General features: G+C 58.9%; 18 protein-coding genes and 1 riboswitch. Of the genes, 14 read left to right on the top strand and 4 right to left on the bottom strand.

What is annotated here, in order from left to right; all coding sequences use genetic code 11:
* Window position 1: 1 nt before the first annotated feature.
* The 3 genes from J8Z04_RS00705 to J8Z04_RS00695 form a co-directional block, all read right to left on the bottom strand.
* Window positions 2–3,094 (bottom strand): efflux RND transporter permease subunit, encoded by a 3,093-nt coding sequence (locus J8Z04_RS00705; RefSeq protein ID WP_192848690.1) that lies wholly within the window; start codon window positions 3,092–3,094, stop codon window positions 2–4.
* 16 nt (window positions 3,095–3,110) lie between these two features.
* Window positions 3,111–4,226, bottom strand: coding sequence for an efflux RND transporter periplasmic adaptor subunit (locus tag J8Z04_RS00700; RefSeq protein ID WP_192848691.1), 1,116 nt, complete (start codon window positions 4,224–4,226; stop codon window positions 3,111–3,113).
* A gap of 226 nt (window positions 4,227–4,452) precedes the next feature.
* Entirely contained in the window at window positions 4,453–5,319 is an 867-nt protein-coding gene (locus J8Z04_RS00695) for an OmpW/AlkL family protein (protein WP_232086413.1), read from the bottom strand.
* Window positions 5,320–5,583: 264 nt separating this feature from the next.
* On the opposite strand from J8Z04_RS00695, the gene J8Z04_RS00690 reads away from it, so the two are divergent.
* From J8Z04_RS00690 to J8Z04_RS00655, 8 genes are all read left to right on the top strand, one after another.
* Window positions 5,584–6,327, top strand: a complete 744-nt coding sequence (locus J8Z04_RS00690; protein WP_227656483.1) for a Crp/Fnr family transcriptional regulator — start codon at window positions 5,584–5,586, stop codon at window positions 6,325–6,327.
* Window positions 6,328–6,425: 98 nt separating this feature from the next.
* Complete coding sequence (locus J8Z04_RS00685) at window positions 6,426–6,950, top strand: hypothetical protein (RefSeq protein ID WP_081562411.1); 525 nt, start codon at window positions 6,426–6,428, stop codon at window positions 6,948–6,950.
* 110 nt (window positions 6,951–7,060) lie between these two features.
* Window positions 7,061–7,212, top strand: a riboswitch (FMN riboswitch).
* 92 nt (window positions 7,213–7,304) lie between these two features.
* The gene (ribD, locus tag J8Z04_RS00680) at window positions 7,305–8,366 is read left to right on the top strand and encodes a bifunctional diaminohydroxyphosphoribosylaminopyrimidine deaminase/5-amino-6-(5-phosphoribosylamino)uracil reductase RibD (RefSeq protein ID WP_232086414.1); all 1,062 of its coding nucleotides are present in this window, start codon (window positions 7,305–7,307) and stop codon (window positions 8,364–8,366) included.
* A 4-nt stretch (window positions 8,367–8,370) separates the two neighbouring features.
* Window positions 8,371–9,021: a riboflavin synthase gene (locus J8Z04_RS00675; RefSeq protein WP_081562410.1), complete on the top strand. Its 651-nt coding sequence runs from the start codon at window positions 8,371–8,373 to the stop codon at window positions 9,019–9,021.
* Between the two features lie 5 nt (window positions 9,022–9,026).
* The gene (gene ribB / locus J8Z04_RS00670; protein WP_192848748.1) at window positions 9,027–10,271 is read left to right on the top strand and encodes a 3,4-dihydroxy-2-butanone-4-phosphate synthase; all 1,245 of its coding nucleotides are present in this window, start codon (window positions 9,027–9,029) and stop codon (window positions 10,269–10,271) included.
* Window positions 10,272–10,274: 3 nt separating this feature from the next.
* The gene (gene ribH, locus J8Z04_RS00665) at window positions 10,275–10,745 is read left to right on the top strand and encodes a 6,7-dimethyl-8-ribityllumazine synthase (protein ID WP_043559053.1); all 471 of its coding nucleotides are present in this window, start codon (window positions 10,275–10,277) and stop codon (window positions 10,743–10,745) included.
* Window positions 10,746–11,014: 269 nt separating this feature from the next.
* Window positions 11,015–11,956 carry a glycosyltransferase family 2 protein gene (locus J8Z04_RS00660; protein ID WP_332067211.1) on the top strand — a complete coding sequence of 314 codons (942 nt, stop codon included), beginning with the start codon at window positions 11,015–11,017 and terminating at the stop codon, window positions 11,954–11,956.
* A gap of 18 nt (window positions 11,957–11,974) precedes the next feature.
* Window positions 11,975–13,387, top strand: a complete 1,413-nt coding sequence (locus J8Z04_RS00655; RefSeq protein ID WP_192848692.1) for a hypothetical protein — start codon at window positions 11,975–11,977, stop codon at window positions 13,385–13,387.
* Window positions 13,388–13,483: 96 nt separating this feature from the next.
* On the opposite strand, the gene J8Z04_RS00650 is transcribed toward J8Z04_RS00655, so the two are convergent.
* Entirely contained in the window at window positions 13,484–14,977 is a 1,494-nt protein-coding gene (locus J8Z04_RS00650; RefSeq protein WP_192848693.1) for an ArnT family glycosyltransferase, read from the bottom strand.
* 284 nt (window positions 14,978–15,261) lie between these two features.
* On the opposite strand from J8Z04_RS00650, the gene J8Z04_RS00645 reads away from it, so the two are divergent.
* The 6 genes from J8Z04_RS00645 (at window position 15,262) to rfbD (ending at window position 21,899) form a co-directional block, all read left to right on the top strand.
* Window positions 15,262–16,611, top strand: coding sequence for a glycosyltransferase family 39 protein (locus J8Z04_RS00645; protein WP_192848694.1), 1,350 nt, complete (start codon window positions 15,262–15,264; stop codon window positions 16,609–16,611).
* 136 nt (window positions 16,612–16,747) lie between these two features.
* Complete coding sequence (locus J8Z04_RS00640; RefSeq protein WP_192848695.1) at window positions 16,748–18,160, top strand: mannose-1-phosphate guanylyltransferase/mannose-6-phosphate isomerase; 1,413 nt, start codon at window positions 16,748–16,750, stop codon at window positions 18,158–18,160.
* Between the two features lie 189 nt (window positions 18,161–18,349).
* Window positions 18,350–19,405, top strand: coding sequence for a dTDP-glucose 4,6-dehydratase (gene rfbB, locus J8Z04_RS00635; RefSeq protein WP_043559038.1), 1,056 nt, complete (start codon window positions 18,350–18,352; stop codon window positions 19,403–19,405).
* Window positions 19,402–20,325 carry a glucose-1-phosphate thymidylyltransferase RfbA gene (rfbA, locus tag J8Z04_RS00630; RefSeq protein WP_227449732.1) on the top strand — a complete coding sequence of 308 codons (924 nt, stop codon included), beginning with the start codon at window positions 19,402–19,404 and terminating at the stop codon, window positions 20,323–20,325. Before rfbB ends, rfbA begins: the two co-directional genes overlap by 4 nt.
* Before the next feature lie 77 nt (window positions 20,326–20,402).
* The gene (rfbC, locus tag J8Z04_RS00625) at window positions 20,403–20,963 is read left to right on the top strand and encodes a dTDP-4-dehydrorhamnose 3,5-epimerase (RefSeq protein WP_081562405.1); all 561 of its coding nucleotides are present in this window, start codon (window positions 20,403–20,405) and stop codon (window positions 20,961–20,963) included.
* A 45-nt stretch (window positions 20,964–21,008) separates the two neighbouring features.
* Window positions 21,009–21,899, top strand: coding sequence for a dTDP-4-dehydrorhamnose reductase (gene rfbD, locus J8Z04_RS00620; RefSeq protein WP_192848696.1), 891 nt, complete (start codon window positions 21,009–21,011; stop codon window positions 21,897–21,899).
* The last annotated feature ends 18 nt before the right edge of the window (window positions 21,900–21,917 follow it).

Here is a 21,917-nt window from a genome sequence, read left to right as displayed (position 1 = left end):
GTCAGGCCTCCTGCTCTTTCTGGCTGGTCCTGCGGCTGACCCATTCTTCCAGACGGCAGAAGCAGACTGGCAGGATGAAAAGGGTCAGCAGGGTGGCAATGCCCAGTCCACCGACAACGACCGTCGCCAGGCCACGCTGCACATCGGTTCCCACACCTGTGGCCAGAGCGGCGGGCAGCATTCCGACACTGGCCACGGTTGCTGTCATCAGCACGGGGCGGAAGCGTTCGGTTGCTCCCAGCCGGGTGGCCTCCCGTATGTTGCCACCAGCACCAAGATGACGGTTGATGTTGGATACCATGATGATCCCGTTCTGGATGGCCACACCAAACAGGGCGATGAAGCCGACCGCCGTGGCAATGTTCAGTGTTTCGGCCCGTAGATGCAGGGCGATCAGCCCGCCCAGGGCGGCAAGTGGCACAATGCCGATGATGAGCAGCGCATGGCGGAACTTCTGGAACTCCGCATAGAGCAGCCCCAGCATGACGGCGAACATGACGCCCAGGGCTGCCACGAGGCGGACCTGGGCGTGCTGGGCCTCCTGGAAGGTTCCGGCCCATTCCAGACGGAACTTCTGGTGGTCGTAATGGACGTTCTGGTCGATGAGCTTCTGGGCATCGTCAAGGTAGAGGGACATGGGCCGGTTGCCATTATCCACCTGAAGGGTGATCTGCCGCTCGCCCATCTCATGGGCGATGCTGCTTTCACCCATCTGGAGACGGATATGGGCAATTTCAGCCAGAGGGATGGCACTGCCATCACCCGTAATCATGGGAATCTGGCCCAGCAGCTGGAGGTTGGAACGCTGCGTGTTGTCGATGCGCAGGGTTGCATTGTAGAAGCGGTCGCCCTCAATCACGCTGGTCAGCGGGGCATCGCCGATGGCGCTGTTGATGACATCCGTTACATCATTGATGCTGATGCCATAACGGGCGGCTTTCAGCCGGTCTGGTGTGATTGCAATCTGTGGAATCTTGGGTTCCTGGAAGATGTCGGCCTGCACGGTGCCGGGTACCTGCCAGAGCTGCTGGACGACCTGCTTGCCAAGGGTACGCAGGCCCGAGAGGTCGTCCCCATAGATGCGCATGACCAGCGGGCTGTGCGCTCCGCCAAGCTGATCGCTGAGATTGTCCTCGATCGGCTGGCTGATGGAGAAGGAAATGCCAGCGATCTTGTTCAGGCGGGCCCGGAGTTTCGTGATGAACTCGGCTTTGGTCTCGCCGTGGGCCCACTGGTTGTAGGGCGTCAGGCCAACGGGCATTTCGATGTGGGAGGGCGTCCATGGGTCCGTACCATCATCCGAGCGACCAAGCTGCGTTATGGCATAGGATGTCTCCGGGAACTCCCGTACCGCACGACGGATTTCCGAAGCCTTTTCCTGCCCTTTTTCCAGTGAGATGCCCGTTGGCATCTGCACCTGGAGCCACAGCGCCCCTTCATCAAGGTCAGGCAGGAACTCCCGGCCCGTCGTGACCCCAAGGGCAATGACGGTCACCAGTGCCAGTCCGGCACTGACGAAGGGGATGACAGGGTGGTCAATCAGATGGCGGAGCAGGGCGTCATAATATTTGTGCAGCCAGTCCAGTGGCCTGTTGTGCCAGATGGGCCGTGGCTTGCGCAGGGCCAGGAAGGACATGGTGGGTGTCAGGGCCAGGGCGCAGAGCAGCGCTCCCAGCAGGGCGAAGCTGACTGTCCAGGCCATGGGGCGGAAGATTTTGGCCTCGCTGCCTTCAAAGGCGAAGAGGGGACTGTAGGCCACCACGATGATGATGGTGGAGGCGAAGATGGCCCGGCCCGCACGGCGGGTGATGGCAAGAATGTCCGGCTGGTTCAGCGGGAGGTTGGGGTGCTCCTCCCTGTGGCGGAGGATGACCTCGGTGATGACGATGGCTCCATCGACGATCACGCCAAAATCCACGGCTCCGAGGGAGAAAAGGTTGGCCGCCATGCCGCAGGCCCGCATGAGGATGAAGGCGAATGACAGCGCAAAGGGAATGGTCACCGCCGTGATGGCGGCACTGCGGGGCGAGCCCAGGAAGAAGGTCAGGATGACCAGCACGAGGCCGATCCCCTCAAGAATCGTTTCGCTGACCTTGTCCGTTGTGGATTTTACGAGGTTGTCACGGTCCAGATACGGAACAATGCGGATATGTTTGGGTTTGAGCTGTGTCTGGAGCTTGGCGACGGCAGAGTGCAGGTCATCCAGCACCTGTGAGGGATTGGCGCCCCGCAGCATGGTCACGACCCCTTCGATCGTATCCGGATTGCCGTTTTTCCCAAGCATCCCTTCCCGGACCTGATGGCCGAATTCGATCCGCCCCAGCTCGGAGAGGAAAATGGGAACACCATCATGATGGCCGATGACGGTGTTGCGCATGTCCTCCAGAGAGTGGATCTGCCCCACGCCACGGATAATGTAGGACTGCTCACCACGGGTGACGCGGCCACCACCAGCATTGGCATTGCTGTTGCGGATGGCGTTCATCACATCGCTGATGCTGATGCCAAAGCGGATGAGGGCGTTGGGGTCGAGGATCAGCTGATATTCCCGGGTGAAACCGCCGAAATTGTCGATGTTCACCACGCCGGGCACCCGCTGGAGGGCGGGAATGATCTCCCACCGCTGCACGTCGGAGATGGTCATGAGGTCCTGATCGTCGGACTCGACCGTATAGCGGTAGATTTCTCCGCTGGCCCCGCTGATGGGGCCAAGGGAGGGCTGGGCACCGCCTGTCAGCTGGAGGCCGTCAAGCTGGCTCTGCACCAGCTGGCGGGCACGGTAGATGTCCTCTCCATCCTTGAAGATGAGCGTGATGAGCGAGAGGCCGAATGTCGTGCTGGAGCGGCTCTCCACAACACCGGGGACGGCTGCCAGTTCACGCTCGACAGGCGTGGTGACCTGATGTTCCATCTCCTCGGCAGCAAGACCGTTGACCTGCGTGGTGACCAGAACACTGGCCGGGCCGAGGTCCGGGTAGGCTTCCACGGGCAGCTGTTTCCACGCCAGCATTCCGGTGACGAACAGAGCTGCGGTAAGAAAAGCGACGGCCTTGCGGTGACCAAAGCACCATGTGATGAATTTCTCGATGAACATGACTGCTCAGCGGTCCTCAGTAATCATTGAGCAGGATGGCCCCATGCGTGATGATACGCTCACCAGCTTTCAGGCCGGAGAGAATGCGTACGGACTCTCCTTCCTCGTAGCTGATGGTGATGAAGCGGCGGCGGTAGGTGTTGGGGGCTGTCTCCACAAAGACGGAAACCTGGTCATTGTCCATCAGCAGGGCTGTTTTGGGCAGGAGGGGCTGGGCCTGCTGGGTGATGTTCAGCGTGGCGGTGGTGAACTGTCCGGGGCGCAGCGCCCCCTGGGTGTTGTTGCAGCGCAGATAGAGATTCAGGCGGCGGGTATCAGTATGGACGGTGCCGTCCAGCGAGGTGACGGGTCCATGGCATGTCTGGCCGGGGAAGGAGGCTTCCAGCGTCATGCTTGCACCGAGCATGGGCAGGAGGGATTCCGGCAGGCTGGCCTGGATCCAGACAGTGTCCAGATTGGCGACGTTCATCAGGGTTGCTGTCATGTCTGTCACATTCTGGCCGATGCCGGTGGATATGGCGGTGACGATGCCGGAGACAGGCGCTACCAGTGGTTGGTAGCCGGCATTGCCGTCTGTGCCGAGAGCCTGAAGGCGCAGATGGGCACGGGTGGCTTCGGCCTGGGCCTGTTCCAGATCATTTCTGGCAGACTGCATGTCTTTTACCGCATTGCCTCCCGCATTCAGCACGCCAACAGCACGGCGATAGGCCAGCCGGGTAAGGGTGAGGGTTGCCTGTGCTTTGCGGTCATCTGACCATGCCTGTGCCAGGTCACCGGAATACAGGATGGCAAGAACATCGCCTTTCTGTACATGCTGGCCTGTCTGCACATACAGGTTGGCCACCCGCCCGACGACCGGGGAATGGATGTCCACGCTCTGGCCGGGGGAGGCGATGATCTGTGCTGGAAGCTCTACCTGATGGGGGGAGAGGGTTTCCGCGACGGGCTCGACAGTCAGCTGGCCATCCAGCGGCCCTCCGGGCCTGATGCGCAGCAGGTCGCCGTTGTGAGTAACAGCGGGCGGTGGGGCAGTCTCTATGACCCGGTGGGGGACGAGAGACCACACACCCCAGAGAAGCAGAAGAACGACCAGGACGATGCCAGTAATAATCATGTTACGTGAGACACGCATTATTGGGATGTTCTCCGTTCTTCTGACTGCCAGGGCAAAATTCGTTCCCTTCTGACACATGCGCAGTGATTTGTCACGGTATTGTATCTGTACCGTAATATTCGAACTTTATGGATGAAGGCTGTCGTGATGAGTAATTGCTGTCCAGTATTGCGACTATATGAAAAAGGGGCCGCAATTACTCTGCGGCCCCTTTCCCGAATGATCTGATGTTGTTGTGGAAAGATCAGAAGCGGTATTCGATACCGGCACCAACAACAGTCGGATGCACGTCATCATGAACACGGACCCGACCACCAGTAATGGGGTTGCCGCGCTGGCTCAGATGAACGCTCTGATTGAACAGAAGGATCTGTTTGATATCGAAGTTGAAGAACCAGTTGCCGACCAGCTGGTAATCAAACCCGAGGTTGAAGCTCGGCCCGACGTTGGTTTTCATGTGCATGGCATCAAACACGGCCCCGTTGAAGGCCCCACCCAGATTGGTGGCCTGATGCATGTTGTGGAAGATGGCCACCGTGATGCCAAGACCGGCATAGGGGTTGAAGCGCTTGTGCGGGCGGAAGTGGTAGGCGGCTGTCAGTGTCGGGGGGAGAATCCAGAAGCTGCCAGCATCCAGCTTGCCCAGGTTGCCGACATGGGCAGCGGCTTCATGACGGGTGGAAGAAGCAATGAGGTCCAGGGAGAGGTGGTCCGTCAGGAAATATTCAAGCGTCAGTTCCGGCATGACCTGGTTGGTCACGCTTACATTGTGGCGGAAGATGCTGCCACCAGCCAGAGCTGCCGCAGGTGAGCTGGCATTCAGCTTGACGCGGGAGCCGGTGTTGTTGGTGATTACGCCGAGAGCGGAGAGGCGGACAACGAAGTCCCCTTTGCCAAGGCCGATCTTGGTATTGGCACAGGTCTGGAAAATGCCGCAGCGATGGTCATCCGGAGCATGAAGATGCACGGAGGCATCCGGAGCGGCCTGCATGGTGCTGGATGCGGATACGGAGGTGCGGGCTCCTGGCGCTGTTGTCTGGGCAACGGCGAAGGAGACAGACCCAAGAGCAAACAGCGCAGCTGTGGCCATCCGGGTGAAGGTGCGGCTCATTTTTCCTAGAATCCTCGATGAGTTACAACGGCGTGGCGAAAATGGACAAAATGTAATTGTTCCTTCCCCGCCTATAAGAATGATCTGCCTCGAAAACAAGAAAAAATTTATAACTGTAATAGGGCATTAACTGAAAATATTCTAGAAATTGATCTATATCAAAAAATGGGGCTTTTCTTATCACTGTCATAAGGAAGGTTTCTTTTCCAAGGGGGGGGATAACCCGCTAACTCTGACACCGGCTATAGTGAGACAGGAAAGATAATGGTGGAAACAGGTCGCAGCCTCATGGAGGCCGTTCGGGAACGGTGTGGTCGCTGCCCTGGCCGTTCGGTCAGTATCTGCAACGTCATTGAGGACCAGGACCTTCCTGCCCTTGTGGCGGAATCTTCCCGGGTGGTTGTTCAGGCGGGGCGCTGTTTCATACAGGAAGGCGCACCGGCGCACGATTTTTATGTGCTGACAGGCGGCCGGGCCAAGCTGTTCAGTCTCATGCCTGATGGGCGTCGGCAGATTGTCGGTTTTGCAGAAGTGGGAGATTTTCTGGGGCTGGCCTCCTCAGAGAGTTATGCCTTCACTGCAGAAGCTCTGGGAGAGGTGACACTCTGCCGGTTCCCCCATTCTGCCATCGACCGTCTCGTGGAGCGCTTCCCCCGTCTGCATGGCCGCCTCCAGCAGGAGGCTTCCAGCGAGCTGGTCAAGATGCAGGCGCGGCTCATGCTTCTGGGGCGCAAGACAGCCCGTGAGCGTCTGGCCAGTTTCCTTGTCGAACAGGCCAGCCCCTGCTGTGCCCATGCGCTGAAGGATGAGCACGGCCCGCTGACACTGTCCCTGCCCATGTCCCGGACAGACATTGCCGATTATCTGGGGTTGACGATCGAAACGGTGAGCCGGACGTTCAGCCTGTTCAGGAAAGAGGGGCTGATCAGCATCAGGGGGGCCAGTTCCGTCACGCTTCTGTCACCGGGGCTGCTGAGCGACATGGCTGGTGGCATAAAGCGGAGCTGAGCCTTCAGGAGTGTGGCATGGCCTTTTTTTAACTTTGGGGATGTAACCTCGTGGTGTAGTGGATGGACGCATCCGGTACTCATTCTAGGAGCTGCTTCATGAAGATCCGTACTCTGTTTACAGTTTCACTGCTTGCCTCGTCCTTTGCCCTGCTGCCGCAGGCTCATGCTTATGATCCGAATGATCCGCTGGCCATCCAGAGCAGCATGGACAGCGTGACGAAGTCCATCCAGAACGAAAACGCCAAGCTGCAGGCCCTGCAGGAGAAGTATGCTGGCGCTCCGGAGCGTGCTCGTGCCCGCATCCAGAAGCGCATGGATGCCCTCCAGTCCGACGTGAAGCAGCGTCAGGAGCGTCTGCAGAACCTTCAGGACAAGTACAAGAACCTTGCCGCCGACAAGAAGGCCGAGATCCAGAAGAACATTGATGATCGCAAGCAGCAGATCAAGGATGTGCGCGACAGGTACAGGAATGCGCCGGCTGAGGAGAAGCAGCGCCTCAAGGACCAGCTTGATGCCCAGAAGTCTCAGCTTGACGCTCAGAAGAAGAGCCTGAAGGAGATGCACGACAGCACGGTGCAGTCCGGCAAGGACTTCGTCCATTCCCTGAAGGGCGGTTTCTGATCTTCTACAGGATCAGTCCTGACAGGACAGGGTGATGAGAGAGGCCGCTCCCATTGGGGCGGCCTCTTGCTCTTTGGGGGGAGTACCTCCATATAGGGCGTGATTGAGATAGACGTTCTCGGGGCAGGGTGGAATTCCCTACCGGCGGTGTTGGTGGCTTTGGCTGCCTCAGCCCGCGAGCGCCCTGCATCCGTGCAGGGGACAAGCAGACCCGGTGTGAATCCGGGGCCGACGGTCAGAGTCCGGATGAGAGAGAACGTTCTTCCTGTCCATCGCGGGAGGGGGGATGCCGCCTTTCCGTGAGGGGGGAAGGCGTGACGTCGCCGCGAACGTCCCTGAGACGATTGGGGACTGATGATGACAGATGTGTCGAGTGGGACACGAAGAACGGACAGCCCGCCCCCGCCGCTGGAGAGCGTGCGGGCCGGTTTCCGGGAGGCCGTGAAGGCGGCCGTGCAGAAGATGGGGGCGACCGCTCCCAATCCGGCGGTGGGCTGCGCCCTGCTGGATGGTGAAGGGCACCTGCTCGCCGTGGGAGTACATCCCGCTGCGGGCCAGCCTCATGCCGAGGTCATGGCGCTGGAGCAGGCCCGGGAGAAAGGCGTGCTGGAGCAGGTCCGCACTGCCCTGGTGACGCTGGAACCCTGCAACCATCATGGCCGGACTCCTCCCTGTAGCGACCGGCTGAAGAACAGTCCCGTGCAGACCGTGTGGATCGGTGCCCGGGACCCCAATCCGCAGGCCAGAGGGGGAGCGGACCATCTGGCTGGGGGCCTCTCTCCGAAACAGGTGCATTTTCTGGCCGATGAACCCGGGCTGCGCTCTCTGGCGCAGGACTGTGCCGCACTGCTCGCACCGTTTGCCTGCCGTGTGACGCAGGGCCGCCCGTGGCTGAGCGTGAAGCAGGCTCTGGACGGGCACGGCAGCATGATTCCTCCGGAAGGGCAGAAGACCTTCACCTCGTCCGCATCCCTGCGGCTGGCCCATCAGCTCCGGCGGGCCTGTGACGCCGTGGTGACGGGGATCGGGACCGTTCTGGCTGATGACCCGTCCTTTACCGTGCGGCATGTGTCCGATCATGCCGGGCGGGCACCCCGGCCCCTGATCGTGCTGGACCGGCAGGGCCGTCTTCCAGCCGCCTGGCGTCAGGCCCGGGAGGCGGACGGGTTCCATGTGGAACAGTGCCGTGACCTGTCATCCCTGCCTGCCCTTCTGGGGCAGATGGACATCAACTGGGCCCTGATCGAGGCCGGACCTGCCCTGCTGGCCGGCGTGCGGGAGGCGGGCCTGTGGGATGACTGGCTGACCATCCGTCATGAGGGGGCCGACAGGGACGACCAGCTTTCCATTACCCTGCGTGAAGAGAGTGCGGACAAGCGGAGCCCGATCCAGCTTCTGCGCCAATATGGGGACTAAGACCATGTTTTCAGGAATCATCGAACGTGTTGGCGACGTGCAGTCCGTGTCCCTGCGGGACAGGGCCATGGATGTACGGATCGCCACCCATTTTACCGATCTGACGGAAGGTGAAAGCATCGCCACCAATGGCGTGTGCCTGACCGTGACCCGTTTCACGCCCGAGGGTGTGGCGGATTTCCATCTGAGTGGTGAGACGCTGGCCCGGACGGCTCTGGGTGACCTCGTGGAGGGGGCCCGTGTGAATCTGGAACGGGCCGTCAGCCTCAATACACGGCTTTCCGGCCATATCGTGCAGGGGCATGTCGATGCGGTAGGCAGGCTGACCCATGTTGCCGAAGCTGGGGAATCACATCATCTGCGGATTTTCATGCCTGCTTCCCTGCGCCGCTATGTCATCGAGAAAGGGTCCATCACCATCAATGGCATCAGCCTGACGGTGAATGAGGTGCATGATGATGTGCGCCATGACGGGCAGGAAGGCTTTGAGATCAGCCTGATGATCATTCCCCATACATGGACCCATACGGACCTTTCCACGCTGGCCATCGGGGCGAAGGTGAATCTGGAAGTGGACATGATGGCCAAATATGTGGAGACGCTCCTGCGCCACACGCCGGAAGAGGAACTGCGTTACAGGGGAGATGCCCGGTGAGCAGCCTGTCTTCAAACCTGAAGGCCGCCATCGCCGCCGTGCGGGCTGGCCGCATGGTCGTGATGGTGGATGATGAGGATCGGGAGAATGAAGGTGATCTCATTCTGCCAGCCCAGTTTGCCACGCAGGAGACCATCAATTTCATGGCCCGTCAGGCCTGCGGGCTGATCTGCCTGTCCCTTGAGGCTGACCAGATAGACCGGCTTGGCCTGTCTCCCATGGTGGCGAAGAATCAGGACCCGCGGGGCACGGCCTTCACCGTGTCCATCGAGGCCGCCCACGGCGTGACGACGGGCATTTCCGCTGCCGAGCGTGCCCATACGATTCAGGTGGCATCTGCGCCGGATGCGACACCGGCGGACATCATCTCCCCCGGTCACATGTTCCCCCTGCGGGCCAACCCTGATGGCGTGATGGCCCGGGAGGGGCATACGGAAGGAGCTGTTGACCTCATGCGGCTGGCAGGTCTGCGGCCGGCTGGTGTGATCTGTGAGATCATGGCCGAGGATGGCACGATGATGCGCCTGTCGGAGCTGCGTCACTATGCCCGTCGGCACGGTCTGCCGCTCATCAGCATTGCCGAAATGCGCCGCTGGATTGCTGAACATGGGCGGGGTGATGTCGGAGTTCTGGACATGGCAGAAGCGCCATTGTCGGAGGAAGCCCAGCTTGCCGTGGCCGACCTGCCGACCGTGTGTGGTGGAGAGGATCTGCGTGTCCATGCCTTCCGTGGAGCTGATGGTGTGGAACATCTGGCCCTTGTGAAAGGGAAGCCTGACCAGACCGTGCCACTGGTCCGCCTTCATTCGGAATGTGTGACGGGGGATGCGCTGGGGTCGCTGCGCTGCGACTGTGGCCCACAGCTGCGGGAAGCCCTGAAGCGGATTGCGGCGGCGGAATCAGGCGTGCTGCTCTATCTGCGGGGGCATGAGGGCCGGGGGATCGGTCTGGCCAACAAGATACGGGCCTATGAGCTTCAGGATCAGGGCATGGACACGGTTGATGCCAATGAGGCGCTTGGTCTGCCCGCTGATGCCCGCCGCTGGGATATGGCGGCCCATATGTTGGCCAGTCTCGGCGTGACCCGCCTGCGCCTGCTGACGAACAACCCGGAAAAAGAGCGTGGCCTGACGGAGGCCGGACTGGTGGTGGAAGCCGTGGAACGGCTTGTCGTGCCATCCAATCCGTTCAACCGCCATTATCTGGAAACGAAACGCACCCGTATGGGGCATATGCTGCAGGAGAGCTGAACCATGAGCAAACATATCGCTACGGCCCCGGAAGGCCTGAAACTCAATCCAGCGCCAAGACTGGCCCTGCTGGTCAGCCGCTTCAACCCTGATGTGACGGGCGGTCTGCGTGATGGTGCGCTGGAGTGGCTGAAGGAACGTGGCATTGATGAGACGGTGGATGTCTATGAGGCCCCCGGTGCGTTCGAGCTGCCCATCATGGCCCAGCACCTTGCCCGTAAGGGTATCTATGAGGGGGTGATCTGCCTCGGCTGTGTCATCAAGGGGGATACGGCTCATTTCGAGTTCATTTCCATGGGGGCCACTGTTGGCATCATGCAGGCCCAGCTGGCGAATGATGTGCCGATTTCTTTCGGTATTCTGACAACCTATACGGACGAACAGGCCATCGTGCGCTCCCGGGGGGATGAGCACAACAAGGGCCGTGAGGCCGCTGCGGCCTGCTTTGAGACGGTGGCCTTCCTGCGGAAGTGATCTGGCCCTCCTGTATGGCAAGAAACATTCCTGCCCTGTGGAGACAGGTCAGGAATGTTGCCGCCAGGTCATTGGGTGACGTGCTTCATGGGCCCGGAGGTGGCCTGATATTTGATGGAGAACGGCGAGGTATTTAACAATCGTGCAATAGAAGTCCCCATATAATGCTTCTGGCAGGATTGTTGCGTTTCTGTGCCCGACATCATAGACAGAGTGACTGATACCTGTATGGAATTTTATTGTCCTGAAATGTTCGGAAAGAGGTTTGCGTGGATTTTGAGACCATAAAGGTGGCCGTCCTCATCCCCTGTTACAATGAAGAAATGACAGTGGGGCATGTTGTGGAGAAATTCACGAGGCACATGCCGGGGGCGGAGATTTATGTCTATGACAACAATTCCACCGACCGGACAGTGGACGTTGCACGGGCCGCAGGGGCAATTGTCCGGACAGAGCGGATGCAGGGGAAAGGGTACGTCGTCCGGCGGATGTTCTCCGACATTGATGCAGATTTCTACATCCTGATTGATGGTGATGAGACCTACGAGGCCGAGGCGGCCCCCAGGCTGCTGGAGCATGCGTATGAGCATGGTCTGGACATGGTCAATGGGGCTCGTGTCACGGACCGTCCGGCGGCGTATCGCATGGGTCATGTATTGGGCAACCGGCTGCTGACGGGGCTGGTGACCATGATTTTCGGGCGCCGCCTTACGGACATGCTGTCCGGCTATCGGGTTTTCTCAAAGCGGTTCGTCAAGTCATTCCCGGCCTTGTCCCAGGGGTTCGAGACGGAAACCGAGTTTACCATTCATGCGCTGGAGCTGGGGTTGCCTGTCGGTGAGCTGAAGACGGCTTATGTCGAGCGGCCACCGGGCAGCGTGTCCAAACTGAGCACTTACAAGGACGGTATCAGGATACTCTGCACGATCGTCCAGATCGTGAAGCTGGAAAAGCCGTTTCTGCTGTTTTCCTCCATTGCGGCTGTCCTGTTTGTCCTGGGGCTTGGGTTGGGGATTCCTGTCGTTTCCTTCTATCTCCGGCAGGGTGTCGTCCCCCGCCTGCCAACAGCCCTGCTGGCCACGGCCCTGGTGCTGCTCTCTTTCCTGAGTTTTGTCTGTGGGTTGATCCTCGACACGATTGCCATTGCCCGGAAAGAGCAGAAGAGGCTGACCTATCTTTCCTATCCTGCCGTCTTTCCAGACAGGCGCTGAGCTGCCGGGAGCGCTGTGATGTTCTGCAAGAAAAACGTGACCACGGTCATATGGTGTGCCGCCATCGTGTGGAGCATCATGGGTATTCTGTCATGGTCCCATCTGCCGATAGAATACCGGCCCGGTGGGCTGCGGCTGACTTTCAACAGCATGATCGACCACATGCTGCATGGCCATTTTGATGTGGACCCGAAGACCGTGGAAGAGGAGGGCTTCCTCCGGAATGGGAAAGTGTATGCCTACTGGGGCATTTTCCCTTCCCTGCTGAGGTTGCCAGTCCTGCTGTTCCCCAATGGGCTGCATTGGGACATCACCCGCCTTTCATCCATCATGGCCCTGCTGATGGTCCTGTTTTTCAATTACAGGACATGGCGTTTCGTGTCTGAGCGTTACCTTGGAGGTACGTCCTGGGTTTCGCTCTGTCTGGCCATTGCCCTTGCTTTTTCGGGTGAACAGGTCTGTTTTTTTGAACACAGCCTGTATCAGGAGGTCTGCTTCTGGGCTCTGGCCTTCGCTTCATGGTTTGTGTACTGCGCCATCCGTGTCCTCTGCGAGAAGGAGTACTGGCGATATGGTGGGGTCTGCATGGCCGTTGCGGCGGGCTGTGCGCTGTTGACCCGTGTTTCGATGGGGATCGGGCTGTATGTGGCGCTGCTCTGTTTTCTCATCATCCATTTTTACAGATGGTGCCGCAGCTTCAGGACGAAGGATGAGGGCGTCACGCTGCTGTCTCTCGTTGTGCCGACAGTCATCTCCGTTCTGGCCATCATCGTGACGGCATATGTGAATTACAGACGATGGGGCAATCCGCTTACCTTCGCCAATTACGACCTGTACCTCTACAATGTGGAGTTTCCCAGCCGCATCATGCGGACCAAAACTTATGGGCTGTTCAATCTTCAGAGATTCTATCTGGGGATTGTCTATTTCTTTGTACCGGTGTGGATTTTCCAGAAGGCTGACGGGCATTACGTTCTTCAGGATAGTTTCACGCGGCTGATTGATGCGAATGAGCTGCCACCCAGCAGCTTCTTTCTGACAGATGGTTTCATGCTGCTCTGTGGTGCGCTGCTGATTGTCGGGCTGCTCCGCAGGGGCCGTGTGTTCCCCATCAATCGGGCAGCGCTTGCTTCTGTCGCCGTATCCTTGGCAATACCGGCTTTCCTGATGATGATTGCCATCAGCATGAATTACCGGTACCGGGCGGAATTCTACCCGGATATCGTTTTCCTCGGGACGCTTGGCTGTGTCTATCTGTACAATAACCTGAAGGATGTACGGGCTCTGAAAAAGATTCTGGTTGCCCTGCTGGTTGTCAGCGTTGTCTCATCCAATCTCAATATTTTCCTGTATGGGGAAAGTGAGCTCGGCCCTGCCTATCTCTACATCAAGGACGGTATCTTTTCTTATTACTACCATCGGGTTTTCTGAAAAAGCAGGAAGTTCTCCTGCCTGAAGATCAAAAAAAGGCGGCTTCTCCGGGAGAGGGAGAAGCCGCCTTTTGCAATCATGGCGCCTGCGGGAGGGTCAACGGATCCGCCTGTAGATTATGAACCCGCTGAAGGCATAGCGTGGGGGATGTTCGTAGATCATCTCATAATGCTGTTTGAGCTCTCTTGTGAGAACAGCATAGGTATCCCGGTTGATGGACATGTCATGCTCGGTATCGTCGGCAGAGAGGAGAATGTAGAGGGGTTTCTGGGCCAGTATGGCTTCGGTCTCCTGCACAGGGTCGATGCCCAGAGCGTTCCGTTCCGTATCGGTGCTGAGATGGGCCGAAAAGGGGAAGCGTGTCAGATGGCAATAAGGGACACTGTCCAGCAGAATATCAGGCGTGTCGTAATTGAAGACACAGCCGACAGGGGATGAAAGACGGGAGACGGCCTGCCGCAGGGTGGAAAGATCGCTGGCACGGTTGATCTTCTTTTCCGTGTCGTAGGTGCGGATGCCCCCCCATACCAGCAGCAGCACGAGCCAGAGACGGCTGAAAGGGGAGGCCCAGAGTGGTGCTGCGGTTATGAAAAAGGCCGGATAAAGGGGCAGGGAATAGTGTTTGGTAAAGGTGTTGAAGAGGGCAAAACCGGCAAAGGCTGTCCACGCCCACCCGCCAAGGAAAAGGGAGAGAGGCTGGCAGTGGGCGGTCTGTTTTTTGAAGAGAAAGCGCAGGACTGTCGTGCCGAGCAGGATGCCCAGCATGACAAGGCACCAGTATACATTATGCAACCACTGGTGCAGAGAGGCAGCCGGGATGGGTTTTTTCAGGAAGATGGAGACGGTGTTGGCAAACCACCATTCCTGGAAGTGGCCGTCCAGCGCATAGAACAGCATGACAGCCAGTGTTGGCACGAGGGCAAGCCCACACCAGATGATGGCATGGCCCATGACCTGCTTCAGGGTACCGCCCTGCCGGTAGGTCAGTCCCATCAGGAACAGCCCGACATAGATGCCTTCAAAAACGACAGATGTTTTCAGCTGGAGAGCGATGCCAAACAGCAGCATGACTCCCGCTCCCGTCTGGAACAGGGTGAGGCGGGCCTGCCCGGCCATGAACCGTGCGACCAGCAGGATGGCCCAGACGACCAGCAGATTATAGAAGATGGGCGTCTGGCCGCCGCAGCCCTGTGAGTTGGCAATCCAGACCAGATAGAGACAGCCAGCACAGAGGGCCCCTCCGACCGGGGCGATGAGGCGGGCGACCTTCATGCACAGGATGGACGTCGCCCAGGCACTCAGCAGGGCAATGGCCTGATAGGCCCAGATGCGGTAAGGACCGAAAAGGTGGAAAAGTTCATAGAGCAGAAAGATGCCGATGGGTTTTCTGTCCCATATGTCGACATAGGGCAGTTCGCCATGCAGCATTCTGCCACCGACAAGCATATAGAATTCTTCATCAGCGAAGATGAAGGGATTCCCGAACACCATGAAACGGGTCAGGATTGCCATGACAAACAGTAGAGAGTACGCTACGTACTTGCTGTCCAGTGACCGGGCAAGGCGGTCCCGGAATGAATTATATGACATGCAGGCAGCCAGTTAAGTATAAGGACGATTTTCTTTAGAAGAAAACGAGAGCGCATTCTATACGCAGGACGCATGGGGTCAAATATATTTGGCTGTTTCAGGCAGTAAATCGTTATATTTTTTGTGGTACAGGGCCCTTTGTAAAGGAAGTGTTAGGAATAAGACGATGTTTTTTTCAGGGGTTGGATCCGTTCATGTCTAAAAAAGAGGACAGTTTTGTATGGCCCTGGTGTCTGGCCTGGGCAGTTCTGTTTCTTCTGACATGTCTCCGGACTGTACTTGTCATGTTCCATCATGTCCCGCTGGACGTCAATGAGGGGTGGAATGCCCAGCTGGCCAGCTGGACAGCCGGTGGAGATCACCAGCTTTATTCATCGGACCGGGGTTTTGTTTTCAATAATTACCCGCCTCTTTCTTTTGTATTGATGGGCGGGCTGGTCCGGCTCGGGTTCGATGCCATCATTACAGGCCGCATCCTGTCATGTCTGTCCGTTCTTGCATCGGCCGTGTTGATCGTCCGCATCATCCAGGTCGTGACAGGCAGACTTCCGGTGGCCCTGGCCACGGCCTCCCTGTTCCTTGTTACGGCGAATACAGCCTTCCAGGGTTACTTCGGGATGAATGACCCACAATGGCTGGCCCAGGCCCTGATGTTGGGGGGGCTGTACGTGGCGGTCAGCCGGAATGTGGCTGACCTGACATGGCGGCGCCTGTTTCTCTGTGCTGTCCTGATCGTGCTGGGGGGCTTTACCAAGCATAATCTCGTGGCCTTGCCGCTGGCCCTGTCTGTCTGGCTGCTCTGCATCGACCTGAAAAAAGCCGTCCTCTGGGGCATGATGGCGGCCGGGCTGCTGCTGGTCGGGTTTGCCAGCTGCTACGAGGTTTACGGGGTCAGTTTTTTCCGGGATGTTTTTCTCCATCAGCGGGTCATCCGGTTGGGGCGGGTCATTCATGGCCTGCGGCAGCTGCCCCTCATGGGGGGGATGTTTCTGGTCGGGCTTGGGCTCTTCTTCCGGCAATGGCGCTCCCTGAAATGGCAGGACCCGGCCTGTCTGGTGGGGTTGTTTCTGGCGTTCGGCTGTCTGTTCGGCTGTCTTGAATCGCTGGGCGAAGGTGTTGATTGTAATTGCATGTTTGATGCCTTTGTGGCGGCGACCCTGTTGTGCGGGATCGGGCTGGCCCGTCTTCCAGAGGGGCCGGAGCAGAAGCGGCGCTTTGTCCGTGCCTGCTGCGTGATGAGCCTGCCCCTGCTGTTCCTGCTGCCGCTGTGGGGGGTGACTTCTTACAGGCAGGTCCAGACGGTCAGTCTGAAAGACCGTGAGTGGCAGACCTACATACAGGCGCTGAAGATGCACAGCACATCCCTGCTCTGTACGGATATGGCCCTGTGCTACTGGGCGAATAGCCGTGATGCCATTGATGGGTTCAATCTTTCACAGGCGCTGAAGAAAAATCAGGATATTGTGGCCCTGCGGAACGTGATCGCCCAGCACCGGTTTTCCCTTGTGCAGCTTTACGGTACCTCGGCCCATTACAGCAGCGGCAATCTCACCGTGGATAGCTGGCTGGCGAAGGCTGGCTATCGGCCAGTCATGGATAATGGTGAGCTGATTCTTCTCGGATACGTCCACTGAGGCAGGGAAGCTGCCAGAATTGTGACGGTAGCATGGCGGTGCTCTATCCGGTAGCCTCATGAACATGGTATCGTGATGGCTCACATGATTTTTATGACCAGAGGCTGGATGACAGCCTGTGCTGGAAAGGTGTGCGATGATTGTTCCTGTTGTTCTCTCCGGTGGGTCCGGAACACGACTTTGGCCGGTCTCTCGCAAGAGCTATCCCAAGCAGTTCTGTGCTCTGCTGAGCGGGGACACGCCGTTTCAGGAAACTGTGCAGCGGACACGGGCGCTTGGGCTGGAGGCCGCCCCCATTGTGGTGGGGAATCGTGAGCATCGCTTCATCATGGCTGAGCAGCTGCGGCAGACAGGCATCGAGGCAGCGAGTATCATTCTTGAACCGGTTGCCCGCAATTCTGCTGCTGCCATGGCTGCCGCCGCTTTCTGGCAGGCCCGGCAGGACGAGGAGGCCATTCTCTGGTTCATGCCAGCCGATGCTGCCATAGAGGGGCAGGAAGCGCTGAAGCAGGCGCTGGAGCAGGCCTGTGAGGCCGCCCGGCAGGATTATATCGTGACCTTTGGCATCCGGCCGAACCGGGCAGAAACGGGCTATGGATACATCCAGCAGGGCCCCCTGCTGGATGGGCAGGAGAATGCCTATCACATTGCCCGTTTTCTGGAGAAGCCGGATGCCGAAAGGGCCAAGGTCCTTGCCAGTGATGGGCAGCATCTCTGGAACTCGGGAATGTTTGTGGCCCGTGCCCGTGTCTTCCTTGAGGAACTGAAAAAATATGAACCGGCCATTCATGAGGCCGTGTCCCGTGCAGTGCAGGAAACCAGCTGCGACCTTGGCTTTGTTCAGCTGGCCGGAGAAACTTTCTCCCGTGCCCCATCCATTTCCGTGGATTATGCCGTGGCGGAGCGGACGGATCGTGCCGCAGTCGTGCCGTCCAGTTTCTCCTGGATGGATGTCGGCAGCTGGGATGCCGTCTGGGAGCTGACCCCCAAAGATGAAAACGGTAATGCCGTACAGGGCAACGTGTTTCTGGACCGTGCCCGGAACTGTTACGTCAAGTCCGATGGCATCGTGGCGACCGTGACCGGTGTGGATGATCTCATCATCATCGTGACGGGGGATGCCGTCATGGTGTCACATCGGGAGCGGGCGCAGGACATCAAGCACATGGTGTCACGCCTGCGGGATGAGGGCCATACGGAGGCGGAACAGCATGTCCGCATGTACCGCCCATGGGGATTCTATGAGAGTCTCATCCAGGGGGACCGTTTCCAGGTGAAGAGGATCCATGTCAGTCCCGGGGAGAAATTGTCCCTCCAGAAGCACTTCCACCGTTCGGAGCACTGGGTTGTCGTGGCGGGTACGGCCCTCGTGACACGGGATGACGAGCAGATCACGGTGCGGGAGAATGAGAGCATCTATCTGCCGCTTGGCTGCGTACACAGGCTGGAGAATCCGGGTCGCATCCCTGTCACGCTGATCGAGGTGCAGTCCGGCCCTTATCTGGGAGAGGATGACATCGTCCGTCTGGATGACGTGTATCAGCGGTAGGTGTCATCATCGTTACTATTACTGGCAGGAGCCCGGACATGTGGCCCATGTATCGGGTGGACTTTCAGGAATGGAAACCGTTTTTTTGCCTGATATGTTTATTATGAACAGAGGGTAGCGGGAATATTGTCGGCAGTGGGGGGCTTTTGGGTAAAGTTCCCCCGACAGATTGATGGATGAGGAGGCATGATGAGGGTTGCGGTAACAGGTGGATGCGGCTTCATAGGGTCCGCTGTCGTGCGGCACCTCATGGAGGGGACCAGCCATCAGGTTCTCAATGTGGACTGCATGACCTATGCAGCCTCCGAGGAGACGGTGGCTGCCGTGGCGTCCGATCCACGCTACCGTCATGTGCGTATTTCCATCAATGACCAGCCAGCCGTGGAGAAGGCTCTGGCAGAGTTCCAGCCGGATGCCATCATGCATCTGGCAGCAGAGAGCCATGTTGACCGCTCCATCGAGGGGCCGGGTGCCTTCATTCAGACCAACATCGTGGGGACGTACTGTCTGCTGGATGTAGCCCGCCGGTACTGGATGGGGCTGGATGGGGCGAAGAAGGCTGGATTCCGGTTTCTTCACATCTCGACGGACGAGGTTTTCGGTCATCTGTCACCGGAGGATCCTCCTTTTACGGAGGAGACGGCCTACGACCCCCGCAGCCCGTATTCGGCCAGCAAGGCGGCTTCCGACCATCTGGTGCGGGCCTGGTACCATACCTATGGTTTTCCGGCCTTCGTGACGAACACGACCAACAATTACGGGCCTTGGCATTTCCCGGAAAAACTGATCCCGCTCATGATCATCAATGCGCTGGAGGGCAAGCCCCTGCCTGTTTACGGCAAGGGCGAGAATCTGCGGGACTGGCTCTTTGTGGAGGATCACGCCAGGGCACTGGTCCGGGCTGTGGAGCATGGCAGACCGGGTGAGACTTACGCCATCGGGGCCAGGCAGCCCCGTAGCAATCTGGAGGTTGTGCGCAGGATATGCGCCCTGCTGGATGAGCTGGAGCCGGACCCGGCCGGCCCGAGGGAGCGGCTGATCACTTTTGTCAGTGACAGGCCGGGGCATGACTTCCGGTATGAGATTGATCCCAGCCATGCCGAGCGCTGTCTCGACTGGGAGGCGGAGCACGATTTCGAGACAGGCCTGCGCAGGACTGTCCAGTGGTATCTGGATAACAGGGCATGGTGGCAGCGCCTGCGCCGCCAGCGGTACGATGGCCGGAGACTGGGAGCTGAGGCATGACGGGTATGCTGAAAGAAACGACTGACCAACCGCCAACAAAGGGTATCCTGCTGTCTGGTGGGTCCGGGACGCGCCTGTACCCGATGACGCTGGCTGTCTCCAAGCAGCTTCTGCCTGTCTATGACAAGCCGATGATCTATTATCCGCTGACGACCCTGATCCTGGCAGGGATACGGGATATCATGATCATCACCACGCCGGATGATCAGGCGCAGTTCCAGCGTCTGCTGGGCACGGGTGAGCAGTTTGGCGTGACTTTCACCTATCGTGTCCAGCCGAAGCCGGAGGGGATTGCACAGGCTTTTCATATTGCCGAAGACTGGATCAATGGTGCGCCTTGTGCCCTGATTCTGGGGGACAACCTCATTTTTGCTGATGGGCTGCGACATATGTTGCGGGATGCCACACAGCGGTCTCATGGTGCGACGGTATTCGCCTATCAGGTGCGGGACCCGGAGCGTTATGGCGTTGTGGCATTCGATGAGGCTGGGCGGGCGCTTGATATTATTGAAAAACCGGTCACACCTCCCTCCCAGTGGGCGGTGACAGGGCTGTATTTCTATGATGGGCGGGTGTGCGACTTTGCCCGTCGGGTGCGTCCCAGTGATCGTGGTGAACTGGAGATCACGGATCTGAACCGCATCTATCTGGAGGAAGGAACGCTGGAGGTGGACCGGCTGGCCCGTGGGTGTGCGTGGCTGGATGCTGGAACACCGGACAGCCTGATGCAGGCCGGTACGTTCGTGCAGGCCATCCAGTCCCGGCAGGGGCTGCTGGTTGGTTCACCAACGGAGGCAGCCTATCGCATGGGATTCATCTCCCATGCGCAGCTTCTGGAGACAGGCACCAGGATGAAGAAAACGCCGCTTGGGCAGATGCTGCTTTATGTGGCAGCAGAGAGTGGGCCGGTAGTGGTGTGAGGCTGCCTGCCCCGGTTCTGCCCGTCCGGGAGGCTCCTGTATCGGGCCATGAAACAGAGAGATGAGGAGATGACGAGATGAAGGTTGAGGCACTGTCCCTGCCCGGCATCGTGAAGGTGACGCCGGCCCGTTTTGGGGATAATCGAGGGTTCTTCTCCGAGACATACAATCAGAAGAGCATGGCTGCGGCTGGCATTCCTGATACGTTCGTGCAGGACAACCAGAGTCTGTCCCGTCAGAAGGGTGTGGTGCGTGGGCTGCACTGCCAGCTGGCCCCTCATGGGCAAGGCAAGCTGGTGCGGGTGACACGGGGGGCCATCTGGGACGTGGCGGTAGATGCACGCACTGGCTCACCGACTTACGGCCAGTGGGTCGGTGTTGAACTGTCGGCTGAAAACTGGTCCCAGCTCTGGCTGCCTGTCGGGTTCCTGCATGGTTTTGTCACGTTGGAGGAAAATACCGAGGTGCAGTACAAATGCACCGGTTTTTATGACAAGGCATCCGAGCGGTCCGTGCGCTGGGATTGCAGCCAGATCGGGATCGACTGGCCGGTGGCCCCGGGGGAGGCTGTTCTCTCGGAGAAAGACCTGGAAGCCCCTTCCTTCGAGGCTGCCAAGGGGTGGTTCGAGTACCGGTGAGTCCCGTGCGGGCTACGTGTTTTCTGGCATGAAAGGGTCTTCATCATGACGAAGCCTTCCATTCTTGTGATCGGCCGGACAGGCCAGCTTGCCACATCCTTGAGAGATCAGGGCGGGAAGCATGTCGTGACCGTTGGCCGCCCGGAGGTGGATTTTGCAGCCCCGGAGACATTGGCTGCGGCCATTGAGACGTACCAGCCTGATATTATTGTCAATGCGGCGGCCTGGACGGCTGTCGATCTGGCTGAAACGGAACAGGAAGGGGCCCGGCAGGGCAACCATGCTGGCCCGGCCCGTCTGGCTGAGGAGGCTGCCCGCCGGGGGATTCCGTTCATTCACGTCTCGACGGATTATGTCTTTGATGGCCGGAAGGGAACGCCCTATCTGGAGAGTGATCCGATCAATCCTGTCACGGTTTATGGGCGGACCAAGGCTGATGGGGAGACGGCTGTTCTGAAGGCGCAGCCCCAGAGCATCATCCTGCGGACGGCATGGGTCTACTCCGCTCATGGCAAGAATTTCGTCAAGACGATGCTGAATGCGGGGGCAAAGAATCCCCACCTGCGTGTGGTGGGGGATCAGCGGGGAAACCCGACCTCGTCCGATGATCTGGCCGCTGTGATTCTGGGCATCATCGGGACGATCAGACAGACAGGCTGGCAGGATTCCTATGCTGGTATTTACCATGCCACGGGCGCTGGTGAGGCCACATGGCATGAGCTTGCCTGCCACGCTCTGGAGGAAGCCGCCCGTCATGGCCAGCCCATGCCGAAGGTAGAGGCCATCACTACGGCAGACTGGCCCACACCGGCGGCCCGCCCGGCGGATTCCCGCTTGGACAATGGCAGGCTGGAGCGTGTTTTCGGGCAGAAAATGCCAGACTGGCGTGACAGTGTGGCCCGGACAGTCAGAACCCTGCTGAAGCCTGAGGCCTGAAGAGGCCCTGCCGAAGGG

Origin of the sequence: Bombella apis (genome assembly GCF_018221685.1) — a bacterium.
In the GTDB taxonomy this organism is placed as follows: domain Bacteria; phylum Pseudomonadota; class Alphaproteobacteria; order Acetobacterales; family Acetobacteraceae; genus Bombella; species Bombella apis.
The sequence above is the reverse complement of the archived record's forward strand: the minus strand, read 5'-3'. Positions and strand labels throughout refer to the sequence as shown.